Source organism: uncultured Duncaniella sp. (assembly GCF_910578445.1).
GTDB lineage: Bacteria > Bacteroidota > Bacteroidia > Bacteroidales > Muribaculaceae > Duncaniella.
This window is the reverse complement of sequence record NZ_CAJTQC010000027.1, coordinates 18,225-39,392: the sequence shown is the minus strand read 5'-3', so window position 1 is coordinate 39,392 and position 21,168 is coordinate 18,225. Positions and strand designations below refer to the sequence as shown.

The 21,168-nt window shown below is 50.9% G+C and carries 21 protein-coding genes; 16 read left to right on the top strand and 5 right to left on the bottom strand.

Annotated elements, in window-relative coordinates:
- Positions 1–198 precede the first annotated feature (198 nt).
- The 6 genes from QZ311_RS10370 to QZ311_RS10345 all read left to right on the top strand — a co-directional run bounded on the left by QZ311_RS10370 (position 199) and on the right by QZ311_RS10345 (position 7,394).
- Positions 199–1,233 carry a WYL domain-containing protein gene (locus QZ311_RS10370; RefSeq protein ID WP_297067462.1) on the top strand — a complete coding sequence of 345 codons (1,035 nt, stop codon included), beginning with the start codon at positions 199–201 and terminating at the stop codon, positions 1,231–1,233.
- Positions 1,234–1,323: 90 nt separating this feature from the next.
- A complete protein-coding gene (locus tag QZ311_RS10365) occupies positions 1,324–2,577 on the top strand; it encodes an RtcB family protein (protein WP_297067460.1) in 1,254 nt (417 codons plus the stop codon).
- 411 nt (positions 2,578–2,988) lie between these two features.
- The gene (locus QZ311_RS10360; RefSeq protein ID WP_297067458.1) at positions 2,989–3,681 is read left to right on the top strand and encodes an META domain-containing protein; all 693 of its coding nucleotides are present in this window, start codon (positions 2,989–2,991) and stop codon (positions 3,679–3,681) included.
- On the top strand, positions 3,671–3,883 hold the full coding sequence (locus QZ311_RS10355) for a lipocalin family protein (protein WP_297067455.1): 213 nt from the start codon (positions 3,671–3,673) through the stop codon (positions 3,881–3,883). Before QZ311_RS10360 ends, QZ311_RS10355 begins: the two co-directional genes overlap by 11 nt.
- Before the next feature lie 272 nt (positions 3,884–4,155).
- Positions 4,156–5,163, top strand: coding sequence for a hypothetical protein (locus tag QZ311_RS10350; RefSeq protein WP_297067452.1), 1,008 nt, complete (start codon positions 4,156–4,158; stop codon positions 5,161–5,163).
- Between the two features lie 125 nt (positions 5,164–5,288).
- The gene (locus QZ311_RS10345; protein ID WP_297067449.1) at positions 5,289–7,394 is read left to right on the top strand and encodes an outer membrane beta-barrel family protein; all 2,106 of its coding nucleotides are present in this window, start codon (positions 5,289–5,291) and stop codon (positions 7,392–7,394) included.
- Between the two features lie 52 nt (positions 7,395–7,446).
- Here QZ311_RS10345 and QZ311_RS10340 read toward each other — a convergent pair whose 3' ends face one another.
- Positions 7,447–7,857 (bottom strand): secondary thiamine-phosphate synthase enzyme YjbQ, encoded by a 411-nt coding sequence (locus QZ311_RS10340; protein WP_297067446.1) that lies wholly within the window; start codon positions 7,855–7,857, stop codon positions 7,447–7,449.
- Positions 7,858–8,068: 211 nt separating this feature from the next.
- Between QZ311_RS10340 and QZ311_RS10335 the strand changes: the two genes are divergently transcribed.
- From QZ311_RS10335 to QZ311_RS10320, 4 genes are read left to right on the top strand one after another with little or no spacing between them, the layout of a single operon-like run.
- On the top strand, positions 8,069–8,278 hold the full coding sequence (locus QZ311_RS10335; protein ID WP_297067443.1) for a hypothetical protein: 210 nt from the start codon (positions 8,069–8,071) through the stop codon (positions 8,276–8,278).
- Positions 8,262–9,104 carry a threonine/serine exporter family protein gene (locus QZ311_RS10330; protein WP_297067439.1) on the top strand — a complete coding sequence of 281 codons (843 nt, stop codon included), beginning with the start codon at positions 8,262–8,264 and terminating at the stop codon, positions 9,102–9,104. The genes QZ311_RS10335 and QZ311_RS10330 overlap by 17 nt, the downstream gene beginning before the upstream one ends.
- A gap of 50 nt (positions 9,105–9,154) precedes the next feature.
- On the top strand, positions 9,155–9,637 hold the full coding sequence (locus tag QZ311_RS10325; protein ID WP_297067436.1) for a threonine/serine exporter family protein: 483 nt from the start codon (positions 9,155–9,157) through the stop codon (positions 9,635–9,637).
- Between the two features lie 53 nt (positions 9,638–9,690).
- Entirely contained in the window at positions 9,691–10,593 is a 903-nt protein-coding gene (locus tag QZ311_RS10320) for a LysR substrate-binding domain-containing protein (RefSeq protein ID WP_297067433.1), read from the top strand.
- A gap of 38 nt (positions 10,594–10,631) precedes the next feature.
- Here QZ311_RS10320 and QZ311_RS10315 read toward each other — a convergent pair whose 3' ends face one another.
- The 4 genes from QZ311_RS10315 to QZ311_RS10300 all read right to left on the bottom strand — a co-directional run bounded on the left by QZ311_RS10315 (position 10,632) and on the right by QZ311_RS10300 (position 15,058).
- Positions 10,632–13,088, bottom strand: coding sequence for a S9 family peptidase (locus tag QZ311_RS10315; protein ID WP_297067430.1), 2,457 nt, complete (start codon positions 13,086–13,088; stop codon positions 10,632–10,634).
- A gap of 143 nt (positions 13,089–13,231) precedes the next feature.
- On the bottom strand, positions 13,232–14,128 hold the full coding sequence (locus tag QZ311_RS10310; RefSeq protein ID WP_297067428.1) for a YwqG family protein: 897 nt from the start codon (positions 14,126–14,128) through the stop codon (positions 13,232–13,234).
- A gap of 82 nt (positions 14,129–14,210) precedes the next feature.
- Entirely contained in the window at positions 14,211–14,510 is a 300-nt protein-coding gene (locus tag QZ311_RS10305; protein ID WP_297067425.1) for a hypothetical protein, read from the bottom strand.
- A 71-nt stretch (positions 14,511–14,581) separates the two neighbouring features.
- Positions 14,582–15,058 (bottom strand): hypothetical protein, encoded by a 477-nt coding sequence (locus QZ311_RS10300; protein ID WP_297067422.1) that lies wholly within the window; start codon positions 15,056–15,058, stop codon positions 14,582–14,584.
- Between the two features lie 280 nt (positions 15,059–15,338).
- Between QZ311_RS10300 and hisG the strand changes: the two genes are divergently transcribed.
- The 6 genes from hisG (at position 15,339) to hisA (ending at position 21,136) form a co-directional block, all read left to right on the top strand.
- Positions 15,339–16,190 carry an ATP phosphoribosyltransferase gene (gene hisG, locus QZ311_RS10295; protein ID WP_297067419.1) on the top strand — a complete coding sequence of 284 codons (852 nt, stop codon included), beginning with the start codon at positions 15,339–15,341 and terminating at the stop codon, positions 16,188–16,190.
- Positions 16,191–16,206: 16 nt separating this feature from the next.
- Positions 16,207–17,493 (top strand): histidinol dehydrogenase, encoded by a 1,287-nt coding sequence (gene hisD, locus QZ311_RS10290; RefSeq protein WP_297067414.1) that lies wholly within the window; start codon positions 16,207–16,209, stop codon positions 17,491–17,493.
- 40 nt (positions 17,494–17,533) lie between these two features.
- On the top strand, positions 17,534–18,595 hold the full coding sequence (gene hisC, locus QZ311_RS10285) for a histidinol-phosphate transaminase (RefSeq protein WP_297067412.1): 1,062 nt from the start codon (positions 17,534–17,536) through the stop codon (positions 18,593–18,595).
- A gap of 50 nt (positions 18,596–18,645) precedes the next feature.
- Positions 18,646–19,749, top strand: coding sequence for a bifunctional histidinol-phosphatase/imidazoleglycerol-phosphate dehydratase HisB (gene hisB, locus QZ311_RS10280; RefSeq protein WP_297067409.1), 1,104 nt, complete (start codon positions 18,646–18,648; stop codon positions 19,747–19,749).
- Entirely contained in the window at positions 19,746–20,333 is a 588-nt protein-coding gene (gene hisH, locus QZ311_RS10275) for an imidazole glycerol phosphate synthase subunit HisH (RefSeq protein WP_297067407.1), read from the top strand. Before hisB ends, hisH begins: the two co-directional genes overlap by 4 nt.
- 80 nt (positions 20,334–20,413) lie before the next feature.
- Positions 20,414–21,136, top strand: coding sequence for a 1-(5-phosphoribosyl)-5-[(5-phosphoribosylamino)methylideneamino]imidazole-4-carboxamide isomerase (hisA, locus tag QZ311_RS10270; RefSeq protein ID WP_297067404.1), 723 nt, complete (start codon positions 20,414–20,416; stop codon positions 21,134–21,136).
- Positions 21,137–21,168: the final 32 nt, after the last annotated feature.

The window sequence follows — 21,168 nt, the reverse complement described above, 5'->3', positions numbered from 1 at the left end:
CGGTTTCACCGCCCCAACGAACTATCCAGTCTTTAGATGTAAAAGCATGGGGACCGAACGTTAATCACGGGGTTTGCCACCCACTAATCTGCCTTATTCCATGCTTGTGATGCCTGATATTTGAAGATAAAATTATTCAAAATCATTTAACCGTACAAATGTACGACCACTATGTCCGGATATAGCCTCTAAATCCCTATGCCAATCAACCGAGCCACTCTCATCAGGATTTCAACCATTGACCGTTGTCTTCAGAACCGTTATCGCCGATGGACAATCGGTGACCTCATTGAAGCCTGCACCGATGCGCTGGCGGAGTTCGAGGGGAGAACCAATCCGGTCAGCCGGCGCACGTTTCAAAACGACCTCGCGCTGATGCGGAGTGACCGTCTTGGATATAATGCGCCGATTGTCGTCCGCGACAATAAATATTACGAATATGAAGACCCGGATTTCAGCATCACCCATCTTCCGCTCAACGACGAGGGTCTTGATGCGCTAAATTCGGCCCTTGATATTCTCCGTCAGCTTCAGGGCTTTCCTCAACTGGCCTCGTCGATCGAGACCATCAGTAAACTCAACGAGCAGATTTCACGCCAGACAGGCGCGTCAGTCCCGGCGATGGATATGGAACATGTCGCCGGCTATCGCGGAGCGCGATTCATCGGCTTTATATACGATGCTGTCCGTAAACGCCGGACAATCATGATTGAATATCAGTCGTTCAGAGCGTCGCGTCCTGACATCTTGACCGTCTATCCTTATCTGTTGAAAGAATATCGCAACCGTTGGTTTCTTGTCGGGGAGAAATCGACGAACCGCGCACCTTATGTCAACATATTCGCGCTCGACCGCATCCACTCGGTCACATTCGACCATGAGCATCCTTTCAGAAAGTGTGTCGGGTTTGACCCTGAACATTTTTTTGACGACACCATCGGTGTTACACGTCAGATCGGCGACAAGCCTCGCCACGTTGTGATTGACATTGACTCCGTTCAGGCTCCCTACGTCGAGTCGAAGCCTTTTCACCGATCGCAGAAAGTGGAACAGCGCTTCAGCGACGGTAGTGTCAGGTTCTCATTGAGGGTCGTCATCAACAATGAGCTTGTGCGTCTCATTCTTGGCTATGGAGGTCATGCCGAGGTCATTGAGCCACCTGAACTTCGTGCGAAAGTGGCCGAAAGTGTCATCAGGGCTGCTGACCGCTATCGTGATGAGGCTGCCGGATAATGAAAAAATAAATAAAAAAATCATGTGCGCAGAATGGTTGCGCACACCGTGTCTAACTTTGCTGTCATAACGATAAATATACCCTGAATTATGAAGACAATAGAAGGTCACGACGTGAAAATTTTCACCGACAACATTGAGGCCAATGCTTTGGCTCAGATTAATGAACTGCTTTCCATCGACGTGTTTTCCGACAAGAAAATACGCATCATGCCCGACGTTCATGCAGGTGCGGGCTGTGTCATCGGTTTCACCGGAAACCTTGGCGACAAGGTTATCCCCAATATCGTCGGCGTCGACATCGGTTGCGGTATGCGCATCCTCAAGCTTGGCCGTCTCTCCGACATCGACTTCCATGCTTTCAATGAGCATATTCTCGCCAACGTCCCTTCCGGCATGAGGGTGCGTGAGGATAAATATGGCTTCACGCCGCTTGGTGTTGACGAAATGGAGACATATCGTGAGGCAAAGCAGCTCCTCACCGAACTTTTTTGCTACCGTGAGCTCAAGGACACAGCCCGCATAAAGAAGGCCATCGGCTCTCTGGGCGGTGGCAATCATTTCATCGAGCTTGACAAGGACGATGATGGAAACGTCTATCTCGTGATTCATACCGGCTCGCGAAACCTCGGCAAGCAGGTGGCCGACATTTATCAGGCTCGTGCGGTCAGGCATCTGACAGCCGGAGAGGATGAGTTTGAGGAATCCGTCATACGCACGATCGAGGAATACAAGGCAGCCGGACGCCGGTCGGAATTGCAGGCTGTCATCGGGAAGATGCGCAAAGCGCGTCAGATGGCTGTGCCGTCCCTTCCGTCCGTGCTCTGTTATGTCGAAGGCGAGACGCGCCGGCAATATCTCCACGACATGCGTCTGTGTCAGCGTTGGGCTGTGCTCAACCGCAAACTCATCTCACGCCTGCTCATGAAATTTTTCCCTGATGTCGAGGTGACCGAAGAGTTTGAATCGGTCCACAACTACATAAGTGACGACAACATCATCCGCAAGGGCGCGATTTCTGCTTCGGAGGGTGAGCGCTGCATCATTCCGCTTAACATGCGCGACGGTTCGCTGCTTTGCACAGGCAAGGGAAATCCCGACTGGAACTGTTCGGCGCCCCATGGTGCAGGGCGTGTGTTGAGCCGCACTCAGGCCTATGAGAAGATTTCAATCGACGACTTCAAGGCTTCGATGCAGGGCATATATTCCGAGTCGGTCAATGATTTCACCCGCGACGAGTCTCCGATGGCCTACAAGCCGGCCGATGAAATAATAGCCAATATCGGCGATACCGTCAGCATCGACTCTGTCATACGCCCCATCTTCAATTTCAAAGCCACATGATTTTCTTTAAATTTAAGATTGTATATCATTGGTTATCAGTGGTAATGTGAGATTATTGTAAATTTTTTTTGTTTTTTCATGCAAGATTTCGGGAATACGACATTTCATATTATGAAGCTTCGAGAAAACAATGTCGACAAAAGGACGAATAATATTTTAATTTAGATAGATGGATACCTGAAATTCAACATTGATGCTATAAAGGTAATTGACTGTCTGTTTTTGCAAACTAAATATATTTCATTATAGTTCGGTCACGACACGGATTCTTTAGCTGGTTTTCGATTTAACGTATAGAAGAACATAAACAAATAAAAAACAATGAATAGGAAAGTCTTTTCTGTTGCAATGGCAGGGATTACATTGCTTACATCTTGCCAAGTTACGCGCCACGCTACATCCTCGTCTTCTATGATTGAAGGCGAATGGACCATCACAGATGTCAACGGCTCGGCCATTAAGGCTGACAACAGTCCTTATATCGGTTTCGATACCAAGGAAAACCGTGTTTACGGAAATTCCGGTTGCAACAATATTGGGGGTAGTTTTGATTTCAATGGCAAGAAGGGACAAATAGAATTTGGGCAGATGATTTCGACCATGATGGCCTGTCCTGATATGGAGCTGGAACAGAGCGTTCTCCAAGCTTTAGATTCAGTGGAGAGTGTCAAATTTTTAGACAAGGAACATATGGCGCTTTGCGACAAGAACAAGAAACCTCTTCTGCAAATGGAGCGACGTTTCCATGCAGTCCCTCTTTCCGACATCAAGGGCAAATGGCGTATCGTTTCCGTATTCGGCAAAAACATTTCCGTTCCCGATGAATCCCCATTCGTAAACTTTGATACGGATAACAGCCGTATTTCTGCTTTTGCCGGATGTAATCGTCTTTCAGGTGGCATCAAAGGTGGGGAGAAAAACGCCCTCACCATTTCAAATGTAGCTTCCACCAGAATGGCTTGCCCTGATATGACCACGGAACAGGATGTTTCTACAGCATTTGAACAGGTGGGCAGTTTCGGTATTTCGCTAAATGGCAATCTGCTGCTTTTCTCTGCCGGAGGAAATGTGGTGATGGAACTGGAGCGTATGAATGAAAACTAAGTTATCTATTTCGAAGATTTCTGACATGAGAGAAGCACTGTTGTTTTTAGCCGCTGCTTTTGCCTTTGTCTCTTGCCATACAACAATTACAAAATACACAGACCAAGAACTTGTCGGTTTGTGGGTAGAACCCATACCGGGCATGGATAAAATGCAGGGTGTGGCCTTGAAAGATGGAGGTGAACTGCACCCCAAAAGTTAGATAAAAAAACTTTTGGGGTGCAGTTCACTTTACAACTCTCTCTTTAGTCTGCGATATGGTTCGATAAATGCTGTCTCACAAATAGCTCTAAAACTTTCACTAAACTACGGATTTATAGTGTCTATGTTGAATTTCGGATTAGAAGACATCTGAATCGCTGATTTTGAAATCGGCCTGTTGAATTCGCAATCGGAATTACTATGATTTTCAGCAATAATCATTATTTTTGCATCATCACTTTGCTGATACCCATCCTTGATACCATTATCACTATGCGTTTTCTGCTCTATATAGCCATCCTCTTTGTAGCCACCGCCTGTTCGGTCAGCAACAGCTACCGTCATGAGCTTGACCGTGCGCAGGACGAGATGGAACTGTCGCCCGACAAAGCGCTTGAGCGTCTGAGTGCAATTGATGTCTCTGAGCTATCCGACTCCGCTACCATTGCCCGATGGGCTTTGTTATATTCCCAAGCGATCAACCGCAACAGGCTCGTAGCGCCATCCGACACTATAATAAATATTGCCGTTGACTACTACCGTCTTCACGGCGATTCAGCCGAGTGGCGGCAGGCCGAGGATATTCGCATGGCGATTATTGGAAAAAGTGTGCCGGAATCCGCGACAGACCCTCTGCTCAGTGCGAGATACCTTCAGAAAGTAAGGGAATACACACTGTATCGCGAGCGTCAGGAACGTCGTACTTTCGCATGTCTTGCCGTCATTGTTTTGACAATCGCTATAGCAATCATCGTCTGGCTCTATAGCCGTCTGCGTCTGAAGAAAGCGGAAACCGATGCGCTGCTTGCCGAGGCAGCATCGTTGCGCGGAATGGCTACGGACAATTCTGTCCTGCGCGACTCCGTGGCTCAGCTTTTCGGCTCACGCTTCGAGCTTATCGACCGTCTGTGTGGCACATACTACGAATCGCAGGGGACTAAGGTCGAGAAGACTGCCATTGTCAATCAGGTCAAGGCCGAAATCGAAGCCTTACGTGCTGACAGCTCTACATTCGCCCGGCTCGAAAACGCGGTCAACGAGGGTAGGGGACAGTTGCTCGTGACCATCCGCACGGCTCTTCCCGACATCAAGCCTGCCGACTATGCGCTTGCCGTCTATCTCGCATGCGGATTTTCAAACCGTGCAATCGCTCTGTTGCTCGAAGAAAAGATTGATGTCATCTATAAACGCAAATCACGTCTGAAAGCCAAGATTTCCTCCCTCTCAGCCGAATATTCCGAGCCGTTGGCCTCTATTTTTGCCGATGGTCAGAAAAAATGAATAGGTATCGGTGTAATATCTTGATATATAGTGTTGTATATATGCGAATGTCAGACTGACGATTGCCATAATTCCGCCCTGTTGACCTAACTTTGCATAAGCAATTCAACCCACATTCAATGCTTATGTCAAAAGTTATCCTACTGTTCATTTTTATTCTGTCAGTCGCCTTCACGGCGCATTCACAACAACCTTCAGTCAACCTTTCCCAGCCATCCGACAGCCTTGTCCGTGAACTTGGCGAAGTGGTCGTGACCGCACGCAACCAATCGACGCGCCTCGTCGGCAACTCACTTGTTTCGACCATCGCCGGAACGCCTCTTGCCAACCTTGGCAACGCCCTCGATGTCCTCTCTCAGCTCCCGATGATAAAGGTCGCGGACGATGAGGTCAGCGTCCACGGCAAAGGCTCGCCATTGATTTATATCGACAACCGTCCTGTCAGCGACAGTTTCGACCTGCGGACACTCCGCAGCCGTAACATCCGCAATGTCGAGCTGATTCTGGCTCCGGGAGCGGAATATGATGCGACTGTCGGCGCGGTGTTGAAAATCACCACACGCCGCACTTTCATCGAAGGGCTCAGCCTCGACGATGAGCTTCATGGGAAGGCGGCGCGGTCGCTCACCGGCTATGAGATGCTCAATCTGCGCTATTTCTTCCGTGGAGCTACCGAGCTGTTTGCCACTGGAATAGCTGCTCACAACAATTCGGTGATGCGTGGTGCTACGGTCAATTCGCTTGACTATGAAGGACAACCGACGGTGGTAGGCAGCAGCCAGTCGGTCCGCAGACCATCCAACAATCTCAGTGCCAAATTCGGTTTCAATCAGACATTTGGTTCGCTTTCGTTTGGCGCTTGGTACAGAGTGTTGCGTGAGGACGGCCATTTTTCAAACCACGGCTCTGAGTGGCTTGATGATAATCCGCTGATTGAACGCAATATAACCCAACGCATCAGCGCTACCAACCACTACGCACAGCTCTATCTCGACAAGACGTTTGCAGCCGGAGGCCGAATACATTTCGACGGTTCTCTCATCGACCGTAACACACATAGCTCCACCACAACTGCCTACGCTCTGTCAGACCGTTATCCCGATGTAACTTCCACACAGCATCGCGTCTCGCGCCTCTATGCAGGAAAACTGACCTACTCACGGCCACTCCCCAAAGGTTCGCTTGTCATAGGCACTGAAGATTCCTACACCGCGACACGACTTGACTACAGGATGCTGAACGACAAGGTCGGCTCTTATATCCCCTCGTCGCTCTCGCAGGTCGCCCAGACCTCTCTGGCCGGATTCGCGAGCTATTCGGCGACATTCGGGAAACTCGGGCTCACCGCAGGAATGCGCTACGAACACAAAAACTTCATCTATCGGCTTGACGGCAAGCGTGACGACCGTCTGTCGCGTCGCGACAATTTCATTACGCCCGATATCTCGCTGTCCTACGGCTTCTCCGACGACGGCTCGAAATCGCTGTCACTCAGCTATAAAAGTTTCACCGAGCTACCTCCCTATTCAAGTCTTCCCGACGGACTTTCCTACACGGGTATCCACGAAATCGAGGGCGGCAATCCTGCTTTGCGCGACGGCCGCTGTCATCAGGTGCAGCTTCTCGGCATGATGGGCGATTTTATTATGCAGGCCACATTCCGGCGCTCGTTCGACACCTACGGATTTATCAAGCGCGTCTACCCGGCCGATAATCTTCAGCTGATTTTCCAGCCTGTCAATTTCAATGTGTCGGCGGCATGGCTCTATTTCGTCTGGCAGAAACGCATTGGCTGCTGGCAACCGGCTGTGACGTTGGGCCTTAACCCTCAGTGGCTCGAAGTCAGCGGGGAGAGATATGACAAACCAATCTGTTCATGGTATTTCGACAACACGCTCTCGCTTCCGTTCGGAATCCTTCTGACAGCCAACCTCTACGGCCAGAGCAGCGGATATATCCACACTCAGCTGTCTGAATCAAAGCCTTTCATGATGGATGCCGGAATCCAGAAGTCGTTCCTTGGCAAATCGCTGACTGTCAAAGTGTCCGCATCAAACATATTCAACAGCCACCGTGACGGCTGGAGGCTGAGAAGCTACGGTGTCGACATGGTCAAGCGACAGACCTACGATAACCGCTACATAGCCCTGACACTCAGCTATTCGTTCCAGCCACGCAAATCGTCCTACAAAGGCTCAGACGCAGCTTTGTCGGAAATGAAGCGTCTGTGAATATGTCTGATGCGAGTTTTTCAAGGTTTATATTTTATTGATTTTGCGGACTTTATGATAGGATTGTCGCCACGATTTTTCGCGGACCGCCATAGTCGCGGAATTCACAGAGATAGATTCCCTGCCATGTCCCGAGGTTGAGGCGTCCGCGCGAAATCGGAAGGCTCAGCGAAGGGCCGACGAGCACTGATTTTGCATGTGAGGGCATGTCGTCAGAGCCTTCGTCGGTGTGGAGATAGAACGGAGCGTTTTCAGGCACGAGGCGGTTGAATATCGCGTTGAGGTCATGGCGCACATCGGGGTCGGCGTTCTCATTGAGAGCGAGGGCCGCCGATGTGTGCTTTATCAGCAGGTTAAGCAGTCCGCATTCAGGAAGTTCAGGAAGTTCTCTCATCACATCGCCTGTCACGAGGTGGACTCCGCGCGGATAGGCGCGCAGAGTGAATTCAATCTGTCGTATCATATCTGTCTATAGTTCTTGTTGTTAACACATCGGCAGGCTTCGTGGCCACGGTCGTGACGCCTGCAATCGGTTGCAAAGTTACGAAATCTTTGTTGAACATTTTTAACAATTGTTTCGTTCTATAATTGCTATCGAAACTTTCATTAGCCGGTGATAGGAATTAATGTGTGAAGGTTGTTTACTTTGCAGAAAATTTAAAACGACCAGAAAAATGATTACACTTAATGTCCCTCTGATTACTTGGTGTGTGATTGCCTTTGCGATGGCAGCACTGATTATAGTAAGAATCTGCCACAAGACCTATAATAACTCGCGTCGCCACGTCCGCATTTTCGAGATGGGCAGTGAGAGAGAGGAATTTTTCGTTCCGGGTGACAGGCTCGTAAAAAAAGAAGAAGATATTTATGATGACGAGGATTGACGATGCTTCCGCCACGTCGGCTGTTCCGGTAGCCACGGCAGGATGTGTCTGTGGAGGCGAAATTCATTCACTTAAAGAGATTTGTCTTTTCATATCGGAATATTCGGCGTGGCTGCTCGGCTGCGGTGCGACGTGTATCCGTCTCGAACGCAATGTCATGCGCATGGCCGAAGCTCTTGGCTGCGGTGTTGTGATGACCATTCTTCCGCGCCACATTCATCTCTCCGTCTGCCTGCCTGACAAATCGGACAGCTACACGTATATTACGGCAACGCGCACACTTCCCATCAGTTTCGACATCAATACCCGTCTGAGTGAACTGAGCTGGGCGCTTGCCGACGGGAAAATAAACTTTGAGGAGGCTAAAGAGCAGTTTGAAAGCATCATCCGCACGCCGCCGGCCAACAAAAATCTCGTTCTCCTTCTTGCCTCACTGGCCAATGCCTCTTTCTGTCGCCTTTTCACCGGCGACTGGTCTGCGGTTGCCGTCGTCTTTCTCTCCACAATCGCAGGCTATTATCTGAAGCAGGTGTTGTGCGAGCATAAGGCCGACATGCGTCTGGTGTTCATTCTCTGTGCATTTGTGTCGTCGGTACTCGGTGCGAGCGACGCTCTTTTCCATCTCGGCACTACTCCTGAGATTGCTGTCGGCACGAGTGTGCTCTACCTTGTCCCCGGCATTCCGTTTCTCAACTCGTTCAGCGACATGCTTGCCGGTCACTACATCTGTTCATTCTGCCGGTTCATCCACGCCGTGATTCTCACATGCTGCCTGTCGATCGGACTTTGCGGAGGTCTTCTCATGATGAACCTCGGAATGTTCTGATTACCGTTATCCATCCACACAACAATTTTTTTGCGACTCATCTCATCACGATGCTAATTGAATTTCTTCAAGACGGATTTTTTGCGGCGATAGCTGCTATCGGTTTCGCTGCCATAAGCAACCCTCCGAAAAGAGCCTATCTGTATTGTGCGCTCATCGCCGCCATAGGCCATTCGGCGCGTTTTCTGATGATGCAACCGTCGGTGCTCGGACTGCACATCGTTATCGCCAGCACTATTGCGGCCTTGCTCGTCGGGATACTTGCCGTATTGCTCTCTCCCGTGGCGAAGACACCTGCCGAGACCTGCCTGTTTCCGTCGCTGCTCCCCATGATTCCGGGAATATATGCCTACAAGACCTTCGGAGGCCTTGTGATGTGCATCTATCAGGGAGGCGAGGGGACGTTCAGCCATTATTTTTATCTCTTTGCGAGCAACGGTTTCACATGTCTGTTCATCCTCCTCGGCATGGTCATCGGCGCCACCATCCCAATCTTCCTGTTCAAAAACATTTCATTTCAGGCCACACGATAGGGGCGGAATATTACGTTTAATCATTACATTTGCATCATCACTTCGTCTGACTTATGGAACTCCGTCAACTGAAATATTTCGTCAAGGTCGCGGAAACGCTTAACTTTTCCGAGGCATCCCGTGCGCTGTTCATCACACAGAGCACCCTGTCGCAACAGATCAAACAGCTTGAGCAGGAACTCGGCTCTCCTCTTTTCCAGCGTGACAGCCACCGTGTCTGTCTCACCGAAGCGGGAAGCGAGCTGCTGCCCTATGCGGTCAGGACGCTCCATGACTCGCAGCTTTGTCTTGACCGCATGAACGACCTGCGCGAGCTGCTTGCCGGAACGTTGAACATCGGCGTGACCTATTCCTTCAGCCCGATACTGACAGAGACAATCATTGACTTCATGAAGCTTTATCCCGGCGTGAAGCTCAATATATTCTATAAGCCTGTTTCCGAACTGATGGAGATGCTGACCGAACGTGAGGTGGATTTTGTGCTTGCGTTCCGTCCACGGCTGTCGACCGACGAAATTGAGTCGCATGTCCTGTTCCAGAACTATCTTGCCGTCATTGTCAATTCTGCCCATCCGCTCGCGTCGCGGCAGAAGGTGACGCTCGACGAGCTTTCCCAATATGATCTGGCGCTTCCTTCGCGCGGACTTCAGGCCCGCAACTATTTCGATGCCATAAGTTCGGCGCGCGGTGTCAAGATGAAAGTGAAAATCGAGCTTAACGAAGTCAACATACTGCTTAAACTGATAAGCGGAAGCCGGCTTGCAACTGTGCTTGCCGAGGCCACCATACACAACGTGAAGGATGTGAAGGCAGTGCCACTCGATGTTCCTTTAAACGAGATGACAGGCTGCGTCCACACCCTTCGCGACAGTTACCGCAAGCGGTCTATGCGTGAGTTTGTCAGAATGCTGAGCGAATCGGCCGCTATACGTGAGCGGGTCAATGCGTGGCTTTGAGTCTGACAGAAATCTGACTTTGCTATCGTGCTATTTTCTCAGTCGAGAGACTTTTTGGGATATAGCGATTCCCACCACGATTCATCGTCCTGAAGATATTTTGCGAACCAAGCGAAAATGGTCTCCTGCCATTGCTTGCGTTTGTTGAACTCGGTCACCTGATGGTTCGCGTCTCTTACGGCCACAAATGCGGTCTCGCGTCCGAGGAGTTTTAACGCCGTGTACATCTGGATGCTCTCACCGAACGGCACGTTGGTGTCGGAATCACCGTGGAGGAAAAGTATCGGCGTATGGATTTTGTCGGCGTTGTAGAGCGGACTTTGCTTTACATAAAGCTCCGAGTGACTCCAAGGATAGCTTTTTGCCATGCTTACCTCGCTGTAGGAGTATCCCCAGTAGCCCTCTCCCCAGTAGCTCGTGTGGTCACTGATGCCTGCGTGGGATATGGCGGCTGCAAACAGGTCGGTTTTTGTCTGGAGATATTGAGTCATGAATCCGCCGTATGACGCGCCTATGCAGCCGATTTTCGAAGCATCGACCCAAGGATTAGCGTTGATGAATTGTTTCACGCCGTCGATGATGTCCTCGGCCACACCTTCGCCTGCCGTATTGACATGGCGCGATGCGAATTCCTGTCCGAAGCCCGCGCTTCCGCTTGGATTGATGACGAGCACCACGTAGCCGTGTGCGGCATATACGTGGTGGGGATAGCGGCTTTCGAATGTGCGGCTTGTCGGCGAGCATCCGCCATAGTAGTTCACGATCATCGGATATTTACGCGTCGGGTCGAAGTCGGGCGGAAGAATGTAGCGGCCGCAGATGCTGTCGCCGCGCGACGACTTGAAAATCCAAGGCTTGCATTCTCCGAGCATCACACCGTCGAGGCGTTCGGCGCTGAGGTCTTCGATGAGGTTCTGGCGAAGGGTCTTCGTGTTGAGTGAATAGAGGCGGTCGGAATTGACAGCTCCCTGTCCGACATATACCATGTCGTTGCTTCCATTCGAGAGGGAGAACGACATCACATAGTCCTCTTTAGCATTGAGATTGTCTATTTTTCCGCTTGAGGGATTGACACGGAACAGCGAACGCCTGTCGCGGTCACTGGCGATGAAATATATGTTGCCGTCGTTGCGGTTCCACTTCACATTGTCGACCGATGGATCAAAATCGCGGGTAAGCGGAGTGATGGCTTTTGTGGCTACATCGAGCACGTAGAGCTGGTTGTCATACATGCTCGGGATGCGGTCGTCAGGCAGATTGCGTCCGACAGCACCGTATGCTTCGGGCGAACCGATGAGAGCCACTTTTGTCCCGTCGGGCGAGAGGATAGCTCCGCCGAAAAATCCTTCCTTCTCGACGAGTGTCATGACTGAATTGTCGGACAGGTCGAGAAGATAGAGCGACGTGAGGGTGGTTGGGCGCTTCTCAAGGCGTGATTCCGAAACCTGATAGAGAAGTTTCCGTCCGTCGTCCGACAGACCGCATAGACCCGTGTTTCGGTTGCCGAAAGTCAGAGGAGTCGACATCCCTGTGGCGAAATCATATTTCATGAGCGTCCCTCTGTTGCGCCATCCCGGCTGACGGTCCTCGGGATGGACGATTTCGTAGAGGTCGGCGTTTTTCTCCTTAGGCCCTTCCTGATGACGGGTGTATATGAGAAAATCTTCTGTAGGTGAGATTGTGAAGTAGCTCTCAGGCACATCATTAGCTATGACAGTCTCGCTTCCGTTGGCCGGGTCTACGGTCACAAGCTGGAGTTTTCCGTCGACGTAGCGTGTGTAATACAGACGGTCGCTTTTGGGCATCCAGCGTAGCGATTTAGTGCGCTTTGCCAATACGCGGCCTGAAGCGAAATCGCAGATGTCAAATGAAAATGTGTTAGCTCCGCCGTCGTGTGTATAATAATAGGAGCGGAGGAGATATTTGCCGCTCGGCGAAAGAGTGGATGAGCTGAAACGTTTTCCGGTCATCACGTCGTTGAGGGTGAAACGACGCTTTTCGACACCGCTGTTGATTTTCATAAGCCCGGGATGTTCACTCTCGATAGCGACATGCAGTGAATCGGCCGATGAATTGTCGGTCAGGCATTTGATGGTCACATTATGAGTGGCCGGGGTGAGCGTGAGTTTGTCGCCGTCGAGCTTCTTGCCGTCGAGATACACTTCGTGGTGGCGCAGACCGTCGATTTTGAGCGTGGCGGTGACATAGCGTTCGTTGTCAATCGAGAAGTTCAGCAGATGGATTGCATCGCGATTTGAGCCAAGCACGACATCGCCTGTGATTTCCCGGCCGTTTGCGGCTGTTTTGAGCGAAATGGGGGTCGCAAGCAGCGAGGTGCGGTCAAATTTTTTGGAATTGACATCGACGCTGTCGACCATCACCGGAGGGTTGACAACAAAAGGTCCTTGGTATCTGAACGAAGTGACATCGATTTTTTCGGCCGACGCACCGAGCCACAGTGTAGCCAGTCCCAATGATAATGCACGTATATTCATGGGTATAAATAGTGATTAAAAAAAGCCTCTTATTTCATTTGCATTCCTGCCGGCTCTTAAGAGTCAAAGCGGCAGGAATGCAAAGTGGTGGGTAATGTGGATTATAGCAGAGTGATGAGTGGATGGATTGTCATAAAGTTTGATTAGTAACAATCCCAATAATACATTATATCTGAGAAGTCCTTTTTAATGAGCTTATCGCGGTTTATGAAGAAGTGGGCAATTCCCATGTCGCCCCACATGGCTATGAAATCAGTTTCATCCTCATCTTCATCTTGATAACTTCCCATCTGGAATAATTGCGTGTCATATTCCGAATAGCGTTCATCGTCAATTCTGGGGTCATATTGAGTAAAGGACGGATAGCCCAAGAGGCAGCTATCGTCATACGATGAACAATCCAACAGTTCTGAATAGACATCTTCATCAAGGCAGTCACACAAATCCTCGATGTCCTCGCTACCGTCGTCCTCATTCTCTAATTTCCAGCCATATTCGCGAGCCTTGGCGATGAACATGTCTTTAAAACCGTCCTGTTCAAGCGATGCTTTCTTCTCAATATCGAAGTCAAGTCCTATTTCACCCGAGATTGGTTCAAGGTCATTTTCTGATGCGGATACTGTCGGAATATCCAGATTCAGAATATCCTCGGCCGTGATATTTAGATTGATTGAGGGATGGTAGATGACACGGAAAAGATTCTGATTGGTATAATCGTCTAAATCAGAACCGTAGAAACAATCCTCTTCAGGCAGGATAAAAAACTGTAGCATTCCGTTTTCGGGGAGCACACCACCACACGGATGACAGGCTTCCGATATTTCTCCAAGATTAAACTGGGCGAGAAGTTTCAGTTTGTTCCCTTTGTTGTCCGTAGGATAGGGTAGTATGTTGTCCCAATAGGGTAAACCGCCAAATTTACTGCTTGTGAGAGTGATTTCCTTCTCTTTGTCAGGATAGATAAGAATTGTAGGCAAACCGATTTCTTCGTTCAGTTCTTCTGCAATTTTTCGGGTTAGTTCAAATTTGTCTATAGCCATAGCGCTGCGTTAGTTGAAATTTTAGTGATAGATCTAAAGGTAATCAAACCCTCTTAGGATTCAGCTTAACCGGTTGATTGAGCTATGCCTGCTCATCATCTTTTTTTCTGAATCGTTGACGAATATGGGTACTGTTTACGCGGTATGTCAGAATCCCTACAATAATGACAAATAGAATCGCACACAATCCGGCGCATCCACGCATGACGAGCAACATTGTATCTGAGATGTCGTCTATCAGGAGAGCGGCTGTTCCCATGAGGATAATTGCTACACAAATCACACCGATGGCGATATGTTTCAATCGTAAATTGGCCGGCGTATTATAGATTTGTTCAATCTCCTCGCGCCGGTGCAATGTGTTTCTTGTTTTTCGTCTCATTGTGAATTTGTATGCGTTGTTGGGCAGGAATTTGTTTTTTAACCCATTTTAATAGTCGCAAATTTATAAAATTATTCCTGAACCGGCAATGGAATTTTAAGGGTATTTTCGTTGAATGGCAAGGATTTTTCAATTGGCTGGATAAAAGGAGTTTCTTCATCGGCAGATTGGAGATTTTGGCAGAGCGACAGTTCCGCTTTCTTTGCTTCCTCTCTGAGCTCACGCCGACGGGCTGCGCGTAGACGTGCCTGCGCCGAGCGGTCGATGGCCTCGTCGATTTCGGCACGCAGGGCGCAGAATGCACCCATTATGGCCGGGTCACACCATCTGTAGCTTGGACACGAGCCATCGAGAAGATATTGGTCTATGATTCGCATCATTTCGTGTCTGAAGCCGGTGCTATATAGCATCCAGTCAATTATTTTTTCAACCTTTGCTGTGAGCTTGGCATAGAAGGCTTTCGAGACAGGTTTGTCCCAGACCGGTTTCGGCTTTTTTTGAGTTTTCTTTTCGTGGTTGTTGGCCGTCGTGTTTTCGCTGTTTTTCATTGTGGTGTGATTTTGTCGCTTACAGGTTGTTTCTGCAAAGATAGCTGTCGACAGCAGGCGAAAAGGTGCGGTAATGCAAAAACTATTGTTATTAAATCCCCTCTAAAATCTAACCAATCGTCCTGTGTGCTTGTTGTAAAAAGGCATAAATAAGATTTTCTCTGATAAGAACCTACGTGAAATATTTATGTAAAGATGACAATAAATATTGTTATTTTAATGAAAATTTAAATTAAAAAGGCTAACTTTGCACTCCAAATTTTAAGGAAAAGATACTTATATGTTACGAATTGCTATTCAGGCCAAGGGTCGTCTCAACGAGAAGACCATGGCTCTGCTTGCCGATGCCGGCATCTCGGCTTCTGTTGGAAGCCGTTCGTTAATAGCCCATGCCAAGGGTTTCCCTGTTGACTTGTTATTGTTGCGTGACGACGACATACCTCAGGCTGTTGCCATGGGGACTGCCGACATCGGAATTGTCGGGCTTAACGAAGTGGAGGAAAAAGGTGTTGAGGTCGAGCGTGTGCTTGACCTTGGTTTCGGCGGATGCCGTCTGAGCCTCGCAGTGCCGCGTGAGGCCGACTATCGAGACCTCGGATGGTTCAACGGAAAACGCATCGCCACGTCATATCCTGAAATCCTCTCCCGCTTTTTGAAGGCCAATTCAATAAATGCAAAAATCCACACGATTACAGGCTCTGTCGAGATTGCTCCTGCCGTCGGAATGGCTGATGCTATTTTTGATATTGTCTCCTCGGGTGGCACTCTGATTCAGAACGGGCTTGTCGAGGTGAAAAGCGTGCTTGATTCGCAGGCGGTGATGATTGCATCGCCGGGACTGTCGGATGAAAAGCGCGATGAACTCGAGAAGCTTTGTTTCCGCTTCCGTTCAATCATCGAGAGCCGCGGCATGAAATATGTGCTGATGAACATCCCGAAATCGTCGCTTGACGATGCCCTTAAGGTGCTTCCCGGAATGAAGAGTCCGACGATTCTCCATCTCGCTGATCCCGAATGGCTTTCGCTCCACGCAGTGATTCCCGAATCGCAGTTGTGGGAGCGCATCGAACGCCTCAAGGCAATCGGAGCGGAGGATATACTCGTGCTTGTGCTTGAAAACATCGTGAAATAATAAAGGAATAGCTGATATGCAGACGTTTATCAATCCGCCACGCTCCGAATGGGCGGCTTTGACCGAGCGAAACATACCCGACGATCCCGCCGTCGATGAGGCTGTCGGTGCAATCATTGCTGAGGTCAGGGCTAAAGGCGACACAGCCTTGCGCGAAATGGCTCTGAAGTTTGACCGCTGCAATGTCGGGGCGCTTGAAGTCTCCGAGGCCGAGATAGCCGAAGGATGTGCCCGAGTCAGCGATGAGGTCAAGGCTGCCATAGGGCTTGCGAAGGAAAACATATCCAAATTCCATGCAGCCCAGATGCCCGGGGAGGTCGATGTCGCCACGCTTCCCGGTGTGAGATGCCTTCAGCGTCCGGTTGCCATTGACCGCGTCGGGCTGTATATCCCCGGCGGTCAGGCTCCTCTGTTCTCGACGGTGCTGATGCTTGCGTGTCCGGCTAAGATTGCCGGATGCCGTGAAGTCATCTTGTGCACCCCTCAGAGCGGCGACCGTCCGATAGCCCCGGAAATCCTCTATGCGGCTTCGGTTTGTGGCATTGACCGGATTTATCGCGTAGGCGGAGCGCAGGCTATCGCCGCTATGGCGCTCGGCACTGAGACCATCGGTCGTGTCGACAAGATTTTCGGTCCGGGCAACCGCTATGTGACCAAGGCCAAACAGAAGTTGAGTTCGGTGGTGGCCATCGACATGCCTGCCGGTCCGAGTGAGGTGCTTGTGATGGCCGACAGTTCGGCCGACGCCACATTTGTCGCAGCCGACCTTCTTTCGCAGGCCGAGCACGGACGCGACAGTCAGGCCATACTTGTCTGCGATTCAGAGGAGACGGCGCGCAAGGTCGATGCGGAAGTCAGCCGTCTCATGACCTGCCTGAGCCGCACGGAGTCGGTCGAAGGCTCGCTGTCACACAGCCGTCTGATCGTCTTCACCGACAATGACGATATGATGGATTTCGTCAACGCCTATGCTCCCGAACACCTTATAATATCTATGCGCGACGCTTGGGCTCTCGCTTCGAAAGTCCGCGCTGCAGGCAGTGTGTTCATCGGCAACTATTCGCCCGAAAGTGCCGGAGATTATGCGTCGGGAACGAACCATACGCTCCCCACGGCGGCTTGGGCGCGCTCATACAGCGGTGTGAACCTCGACAGTTTCATGCGCAAGATAACCTATCAGGAGCTCACACGCGAGGGGCTTGGACTGCTCGCGCCGACAATCGTGGCTATGGCCGAGGCCGAAGGGCTCGACGCGCATGCGCTGGCTGTCAAAGTGAGAATCGCTGAGGGACAGAAATCCTGAAGACTACACATAAAAATATTCCGATACACAAAATATTCCGATGAAAAAAAATCCACTTGACTTCGTGCGTCCCAACATTCTGGCACTCGAACCCTATTCGACAGCCCGCGATGAGTTCAAGGGTGGCGACATATCGGTCTGGCTCGATGCGAACGAGAGTCCCTATCCGAGCGGACTGAACCGTTATCCCGACCCGCATCAGAAAAAACTCAAGCAGGCCATTGCGAGGCTGAAGGGTGTCGCGGAGGACAGGATATTTATCGGTGGCGCGGGCAGTGACGAGGCTATTGATTTGGTCTACCGTATTTTTTGCCGTCCGGGTGTCGACAATGCCATCTCCATCTCTCCGACCTATGGGGTCTATGAGGTGAGCGCCGACATCAATGATGTCGAACTGCGCAAGGTGGCTCTCGGCGAGGGTTATTCGCTCCCGGTCGATGCTCTGCTTGCCGCTGCCGACAGCAACAGCAAGGTGATGTGGATATGCTCGCCCAACAATCCGACGGGCAATGCTTTTGCGCCCGACGACATAATCCGCCTTCTTGACGGATTTGATGGTATGGTGGTGGTCGATGAGGCATATGTCGACTTCTCGCCATATCCTTCGCTGCTCAATGTACTTGACGCTTACCCCAATCTAATTGTCATGCAAACATTTTCGAAGGCATGGGGCATGGCCTCTCTCCGCATGGGACTGGCCTTTGCCTCGCCTGAGATTTCCGGATTGTTCGCACGGGTGAAATATCCCTACAATGTCAACGGACCTACGCAGGAAGAACTCTTGCGCCGCATAGCTTCGACTGATATACACCCTGAAGTCAGCGAGATAGTCGCTGAACGCGGTCGTCTGGCCTCTGCGCTGTCTGCCATGCCTCAGGTGAGAAGGGTTCATCACTCCGATGCCAATTTCCTGCTTGTCGAGGTCAGCGATGCCGATGCGATGTATGACTATCTTATTGGCCACGGTGTTATTGTCCGTAACCGTAACCGGGTGGCCGGTTGCAAGGGTTGTCTGCGCTTCACCGTCGGCACACCTGCCGAGAACGACAGGGTGATTTCATTGGTCGAAAATTTTAAGAGGTTGTTTGACTATTGTTATTGAACAGCCTCCTAAACAGTCTCTGTAAACACTCAACTCCAAACATAATCCGGATGTTAAAAAAAGCCATATTCATCGACCGCGACGGCACGATTATCAAAGAGCCTGCCGACGAGCAGATCGATTCGCTTGAGAAACTTGAATTCATTCCCGGAGTCATCTCGGGGCTTCGCTCGCTCATGGGGCGAGGGTTTGAGCTTGTGATGGTTTCGAATCAGGATGGTCTCGGGACAGATTCGTTCCCCGAAGACACCTTCTGGCCTGCCCACAACCGCATGCTGTCGACTCTCGCAGGCGAGGGCATCACGTTTGACGACATTCTCATTGACCGCTCTTTCCCAGAGGATAACGCTCCGACACGCAAGCCGCGCACAGGGATGCTCACCCGCTACACAGACGGCAGTTATGATCTTGCAAACAGCTATGTGATAGGCGACCGCATGACCGACATCGAGCTTGCGCGCAATCTCGGTGCGCGTGGCATCCTCATTGCTCCGGCGGAGTCGTCGGAGTGTCCCGACGGCTGCGGACTGGTCAGCGACGACTGGCAGCTGATTGCGTGCCATATCCTCTCGTCGGACCGTGTCGCTACGGTTGAGCGCGACACGTCGGAGACTCGCATCTCGGTCACCCTCGACCTCGACGGGCATCTTCCGTCGGCAATCGACAGCGGACTGAAATTTTTCGACCACATGCTCTGGCAGCTGCCCCACCATGCCGGAATCTCGCTCGACCTCTCCTGCAAGGGTGATCTTGAAGTCGACGAGCACCACACGATGGAGGATGTGGCGATAGCTCTCGGTCAGGCCATTGACACGGCTCTCGGTTCGAAGCGTGGCATTGACCGCTATGGTTTCGTCCTGCCGATGGACGAATGCAAGGCTATGGTGCTGATTGATTTCGGCGGACGTGCCGACTTCGTGTGGGACGTTGAGTTTACGCGTGAATATGTGGGCGATACACCCACGGAGATGTATAAGCACTTCTTCAAATCGCTGTGTGTGGCCATGCGTTGCAATCTCCACATCTCGGCGCGTGGCGAAAACAACCACCATCTCATTGAGGGAGTGTTCAAGGCGTTTGCCCGTGCGCTCCGCATGGCGGTGCGCCGCGATGTCTTTTCTTATTCCTTACCATCAAGCAAAGGTGTGTTATGATAGCTGTGATTGATTATGAAATGGGCAATCTGCGTTCGGTAGGCAATGCCCTTGACCGCCTTGGTGCGGAGTGGAAACTCACTGCCGACCACGATGAAATCCGCAATGCCTCCAAGGTGCTTCTGCCGGGAGTCGGCAACGATGCCGAGGCTATGGCGCGTCTGCGCGAACGGGATTTATGTCAGCTCATCAGGGACTTGCGCCGCCCGGTGTTGGGTATATGTGTCGGCATGCAGGTGATGTGTCGTCATTCGGAGGAGGGCGATGTCGACTGCCTCGGGATTTTCGACGCCAAAGTGCGCCGTTTCCCTGAGGAGGAGGGGTTGAAAGTGCCTCATGTCGGCTGGAACCGCATCAACAATCTCGAATCGAAACTGCTCAAGGGGATTGACCGTGGCGCTTATGTCTACTATGTCCATTCCTACTATGCGCCGCTATGCCCCGACACCATAGCCACCACTCACTATGGTTCGACAATGTTCAGCGCGGCGCTGAAATATGAGAATTTCTACGGCACACAGTTCCATCCCGAAAAGAGCGGAGATGTCGGCGAAAGGATTCTTGCAAACTTCCTCGCGCTATAATGAAAAAATGGTGGGCTATGCCCCATTTACTGAAAACTTATCACCTATCTGTTTAACCACATATCCGAATCCACGGAACAATGATTGAAGTTATTCCTGCAATAGACCTTATCGACGGCAAATGTGTACGTCTCAGCCAAGGTGACTATGACCGCTGTACCGACTACGGTGCATCGCCGGTCGATATGGCGAAACTGTTTCTCGACAACGGTCTCACACGCATTCATCTCGTTGACCTCGACGGCGCTAAGGCCAGCGCGCCGCGCAACCTCCGCACCCTTGAGCAGATTGCACGTCTCAATGGCGTCGAAGTGGAGTGGGGCGGTGGCATCAAGACCGACCGCAGTCTTAAAGATGTGTTCAATGCCGGAGGAACCTATGCTATAATCGGCAGTGTGGCCGCCCGTCAGCCTGAGCTGATGGCGCGTTGGCTTGACGAATATGGCGGAGACAGGCTTGTGTTGGGCGCGGATGTGCGCGACGGACGTGTGGCCGTCAGCGGATGGATGGAAGAGACATCCGACACCATCGACGACCTTATCAGGCGTTTCAGTCCGCATGGGCTTACTCAGGCTATATGTACCGATATTTCAAAGGACGGTATGCTTGAAGGTCCGGCCTACGGACTTTATGAACGTCTTGACCGTGAGTTTCCCGATGTGATTTTCACCGTCTCGGGAGGTGTCAGCTCTATCGACGACATCATCAGGCTTGACGCTCTCGGAATGAAGCGCGTCATCACAGGCAAGGCGCTCTATGAAAACCGTATCTCTCTCGCCGACCTGCGTCGCTTTGTCGGTTGACATCGCTGCAGGGTCTAATAGTCGGATGATTT

Excerpts from the sequence above, each read along its gene's own strand:
- QZ311_RS10370 (WP_297067462.1), top strand. The coding sequence starts at position 199 with ATGCCAATCAACCGAGCCACTCTCATCAGGATTTCAACCATTGACCGT.
- QZ311_RS10365 (WP_297067460.1), top strand. The coding sequence starts at position 1,324 with ATGAAGACAATAGAAGGTCACGACGTGAAAATTTTCACCGACAACATT.
- QZ311_RS10360 (WP_297067458.1), top strand. The coding sequence starts at position 2,989 with ATGATTGAAGGCGAATGGACCATCACAGATGTCAACGGCTCGGCCATT.
- QZ311_RS10355 (WP_297067455.1), top strand. The coding sequence starts at position 3,671 with ATGAAAACTAAGTTATCTATTTCGAAGATTTCTGACATGAGAGAAGCA.
- QZ311_RS10350 (WP_297067452.1), top strand. The coding sequence starts at position 4,156 with ATGCGTTTTCTGCTCTATATAGCCATCCTCTTTGTAGCCACCGCCTGT.
- QZ311_RS10345 (WP_297067449.1), top strand. The coding sequence starts at position 5,289 with ATGTCAAAAGTTATCCTACTGTTCATTTTTATTCTGTCAGTCGCCTTC.
- QZ311_RS10340 (WP_297067446.1), bottom strand. The coding sequence starts at position 7,857 with ATGATACGACAGATTGAATTCACTCTGCGCGCCTATCCGCGCGGAGTC.
- QZ311_RS10335 (WP_297067443.1), top strand. The coding sequence starts at position 8,069 with ATGATTACACTTAATGTCCCTCTGATTACTTGGTGTGTGATTGCCTTT.
- QZ311_RS10330 (WP_297067439.1), top strand. The coding sequence starts at position 8,262 with ATGATGACGAGGATTGACGATGCTTCCGCCACGTCGGCTGTTCCGGTA.
- QZ311_RS10325 (WP_297067436.1), top strand. The coding sequence starts at position 9,155 with ATGCTAATTGAATTTCTTCAAGACGGATTTTTTGCGGCGATAGCTGCT.
- QZ311_RS10320 (WP_297067433.1), top strand. The coding sequence starts at position 9,691 with ATGGAACTCCGTCAACTGAAATATTTCGTCAAGGTCGCGGAAACGCTT.
- QZ311_RS10315 (WP_297067430.1), bottom strand. The coding sequence starts at position 13,088 with ATGAATATACGTGCATTATCATTGGGACTGGCTACACTGTGGCTCGGT.
- QZ311_RS10310 (WP_297067428.1), bottom strand. The coding sequence starts at position 14,128 with ATGGCTATAGACAAATTTGAACTAACCCGAAAAATTGCAGAAGAACTG.
- QZ311_RS10305 (WP_297067425.1), bottom strand. The coding sequence starts at position 14,510 with ATGAGACGAAAAACAAGAAACACATTGCACCGGCGCGAGGAGATTGAA.
- QZ311_RS10300 (WP_297067422.1), bottom strand. The coding sequence starts at position 15,058 with ATGAAAAACAGCGAAAACACGACGGCCAACAACCACGAAAAGAAAACT.
- hisG (WP_297067419.1), top strand. The coding sequence starts at position 15,339 with ATGTTACGAATTGCTATTCAGGCCAAGGGTCGTCTCAACGAGAAGACC.
- hisD (WP_297067414.1), top strand. The coding sequence starts at position 16,207 with ATGCAGACGTTTATCAATCCGCCACGCTCCGAATGGGCGGCTTTGACC.
- hisC (WP_297067412.1), top strand. The coding sequence starts at position 17,534 with ATGAAAAAAAATCCACTTGACTTCGTGCGTCCCAACATTCTGGCACTC.
- hisB (WP_297067409.1), top strand. The coding sequence starts at position 18,646 with ATGTTAAAAAAAGCCATATTCATCGACCGCGACGGCACGATTATCAAA.
- hisH (WP_297067407.1), top strand. The coding sequence starts at position 19,746 with ATGATAGCTGTGATTGATTATGAAATGGGCAATCTGCGTTCGGTAGGC.
- hisA (WP_297067404.1), top strand. The coding sequence starts at position 20,414 with ATGATTGAAGTTATTCCTGCAATAGACCTTATCGACGGCAAATGTGTA.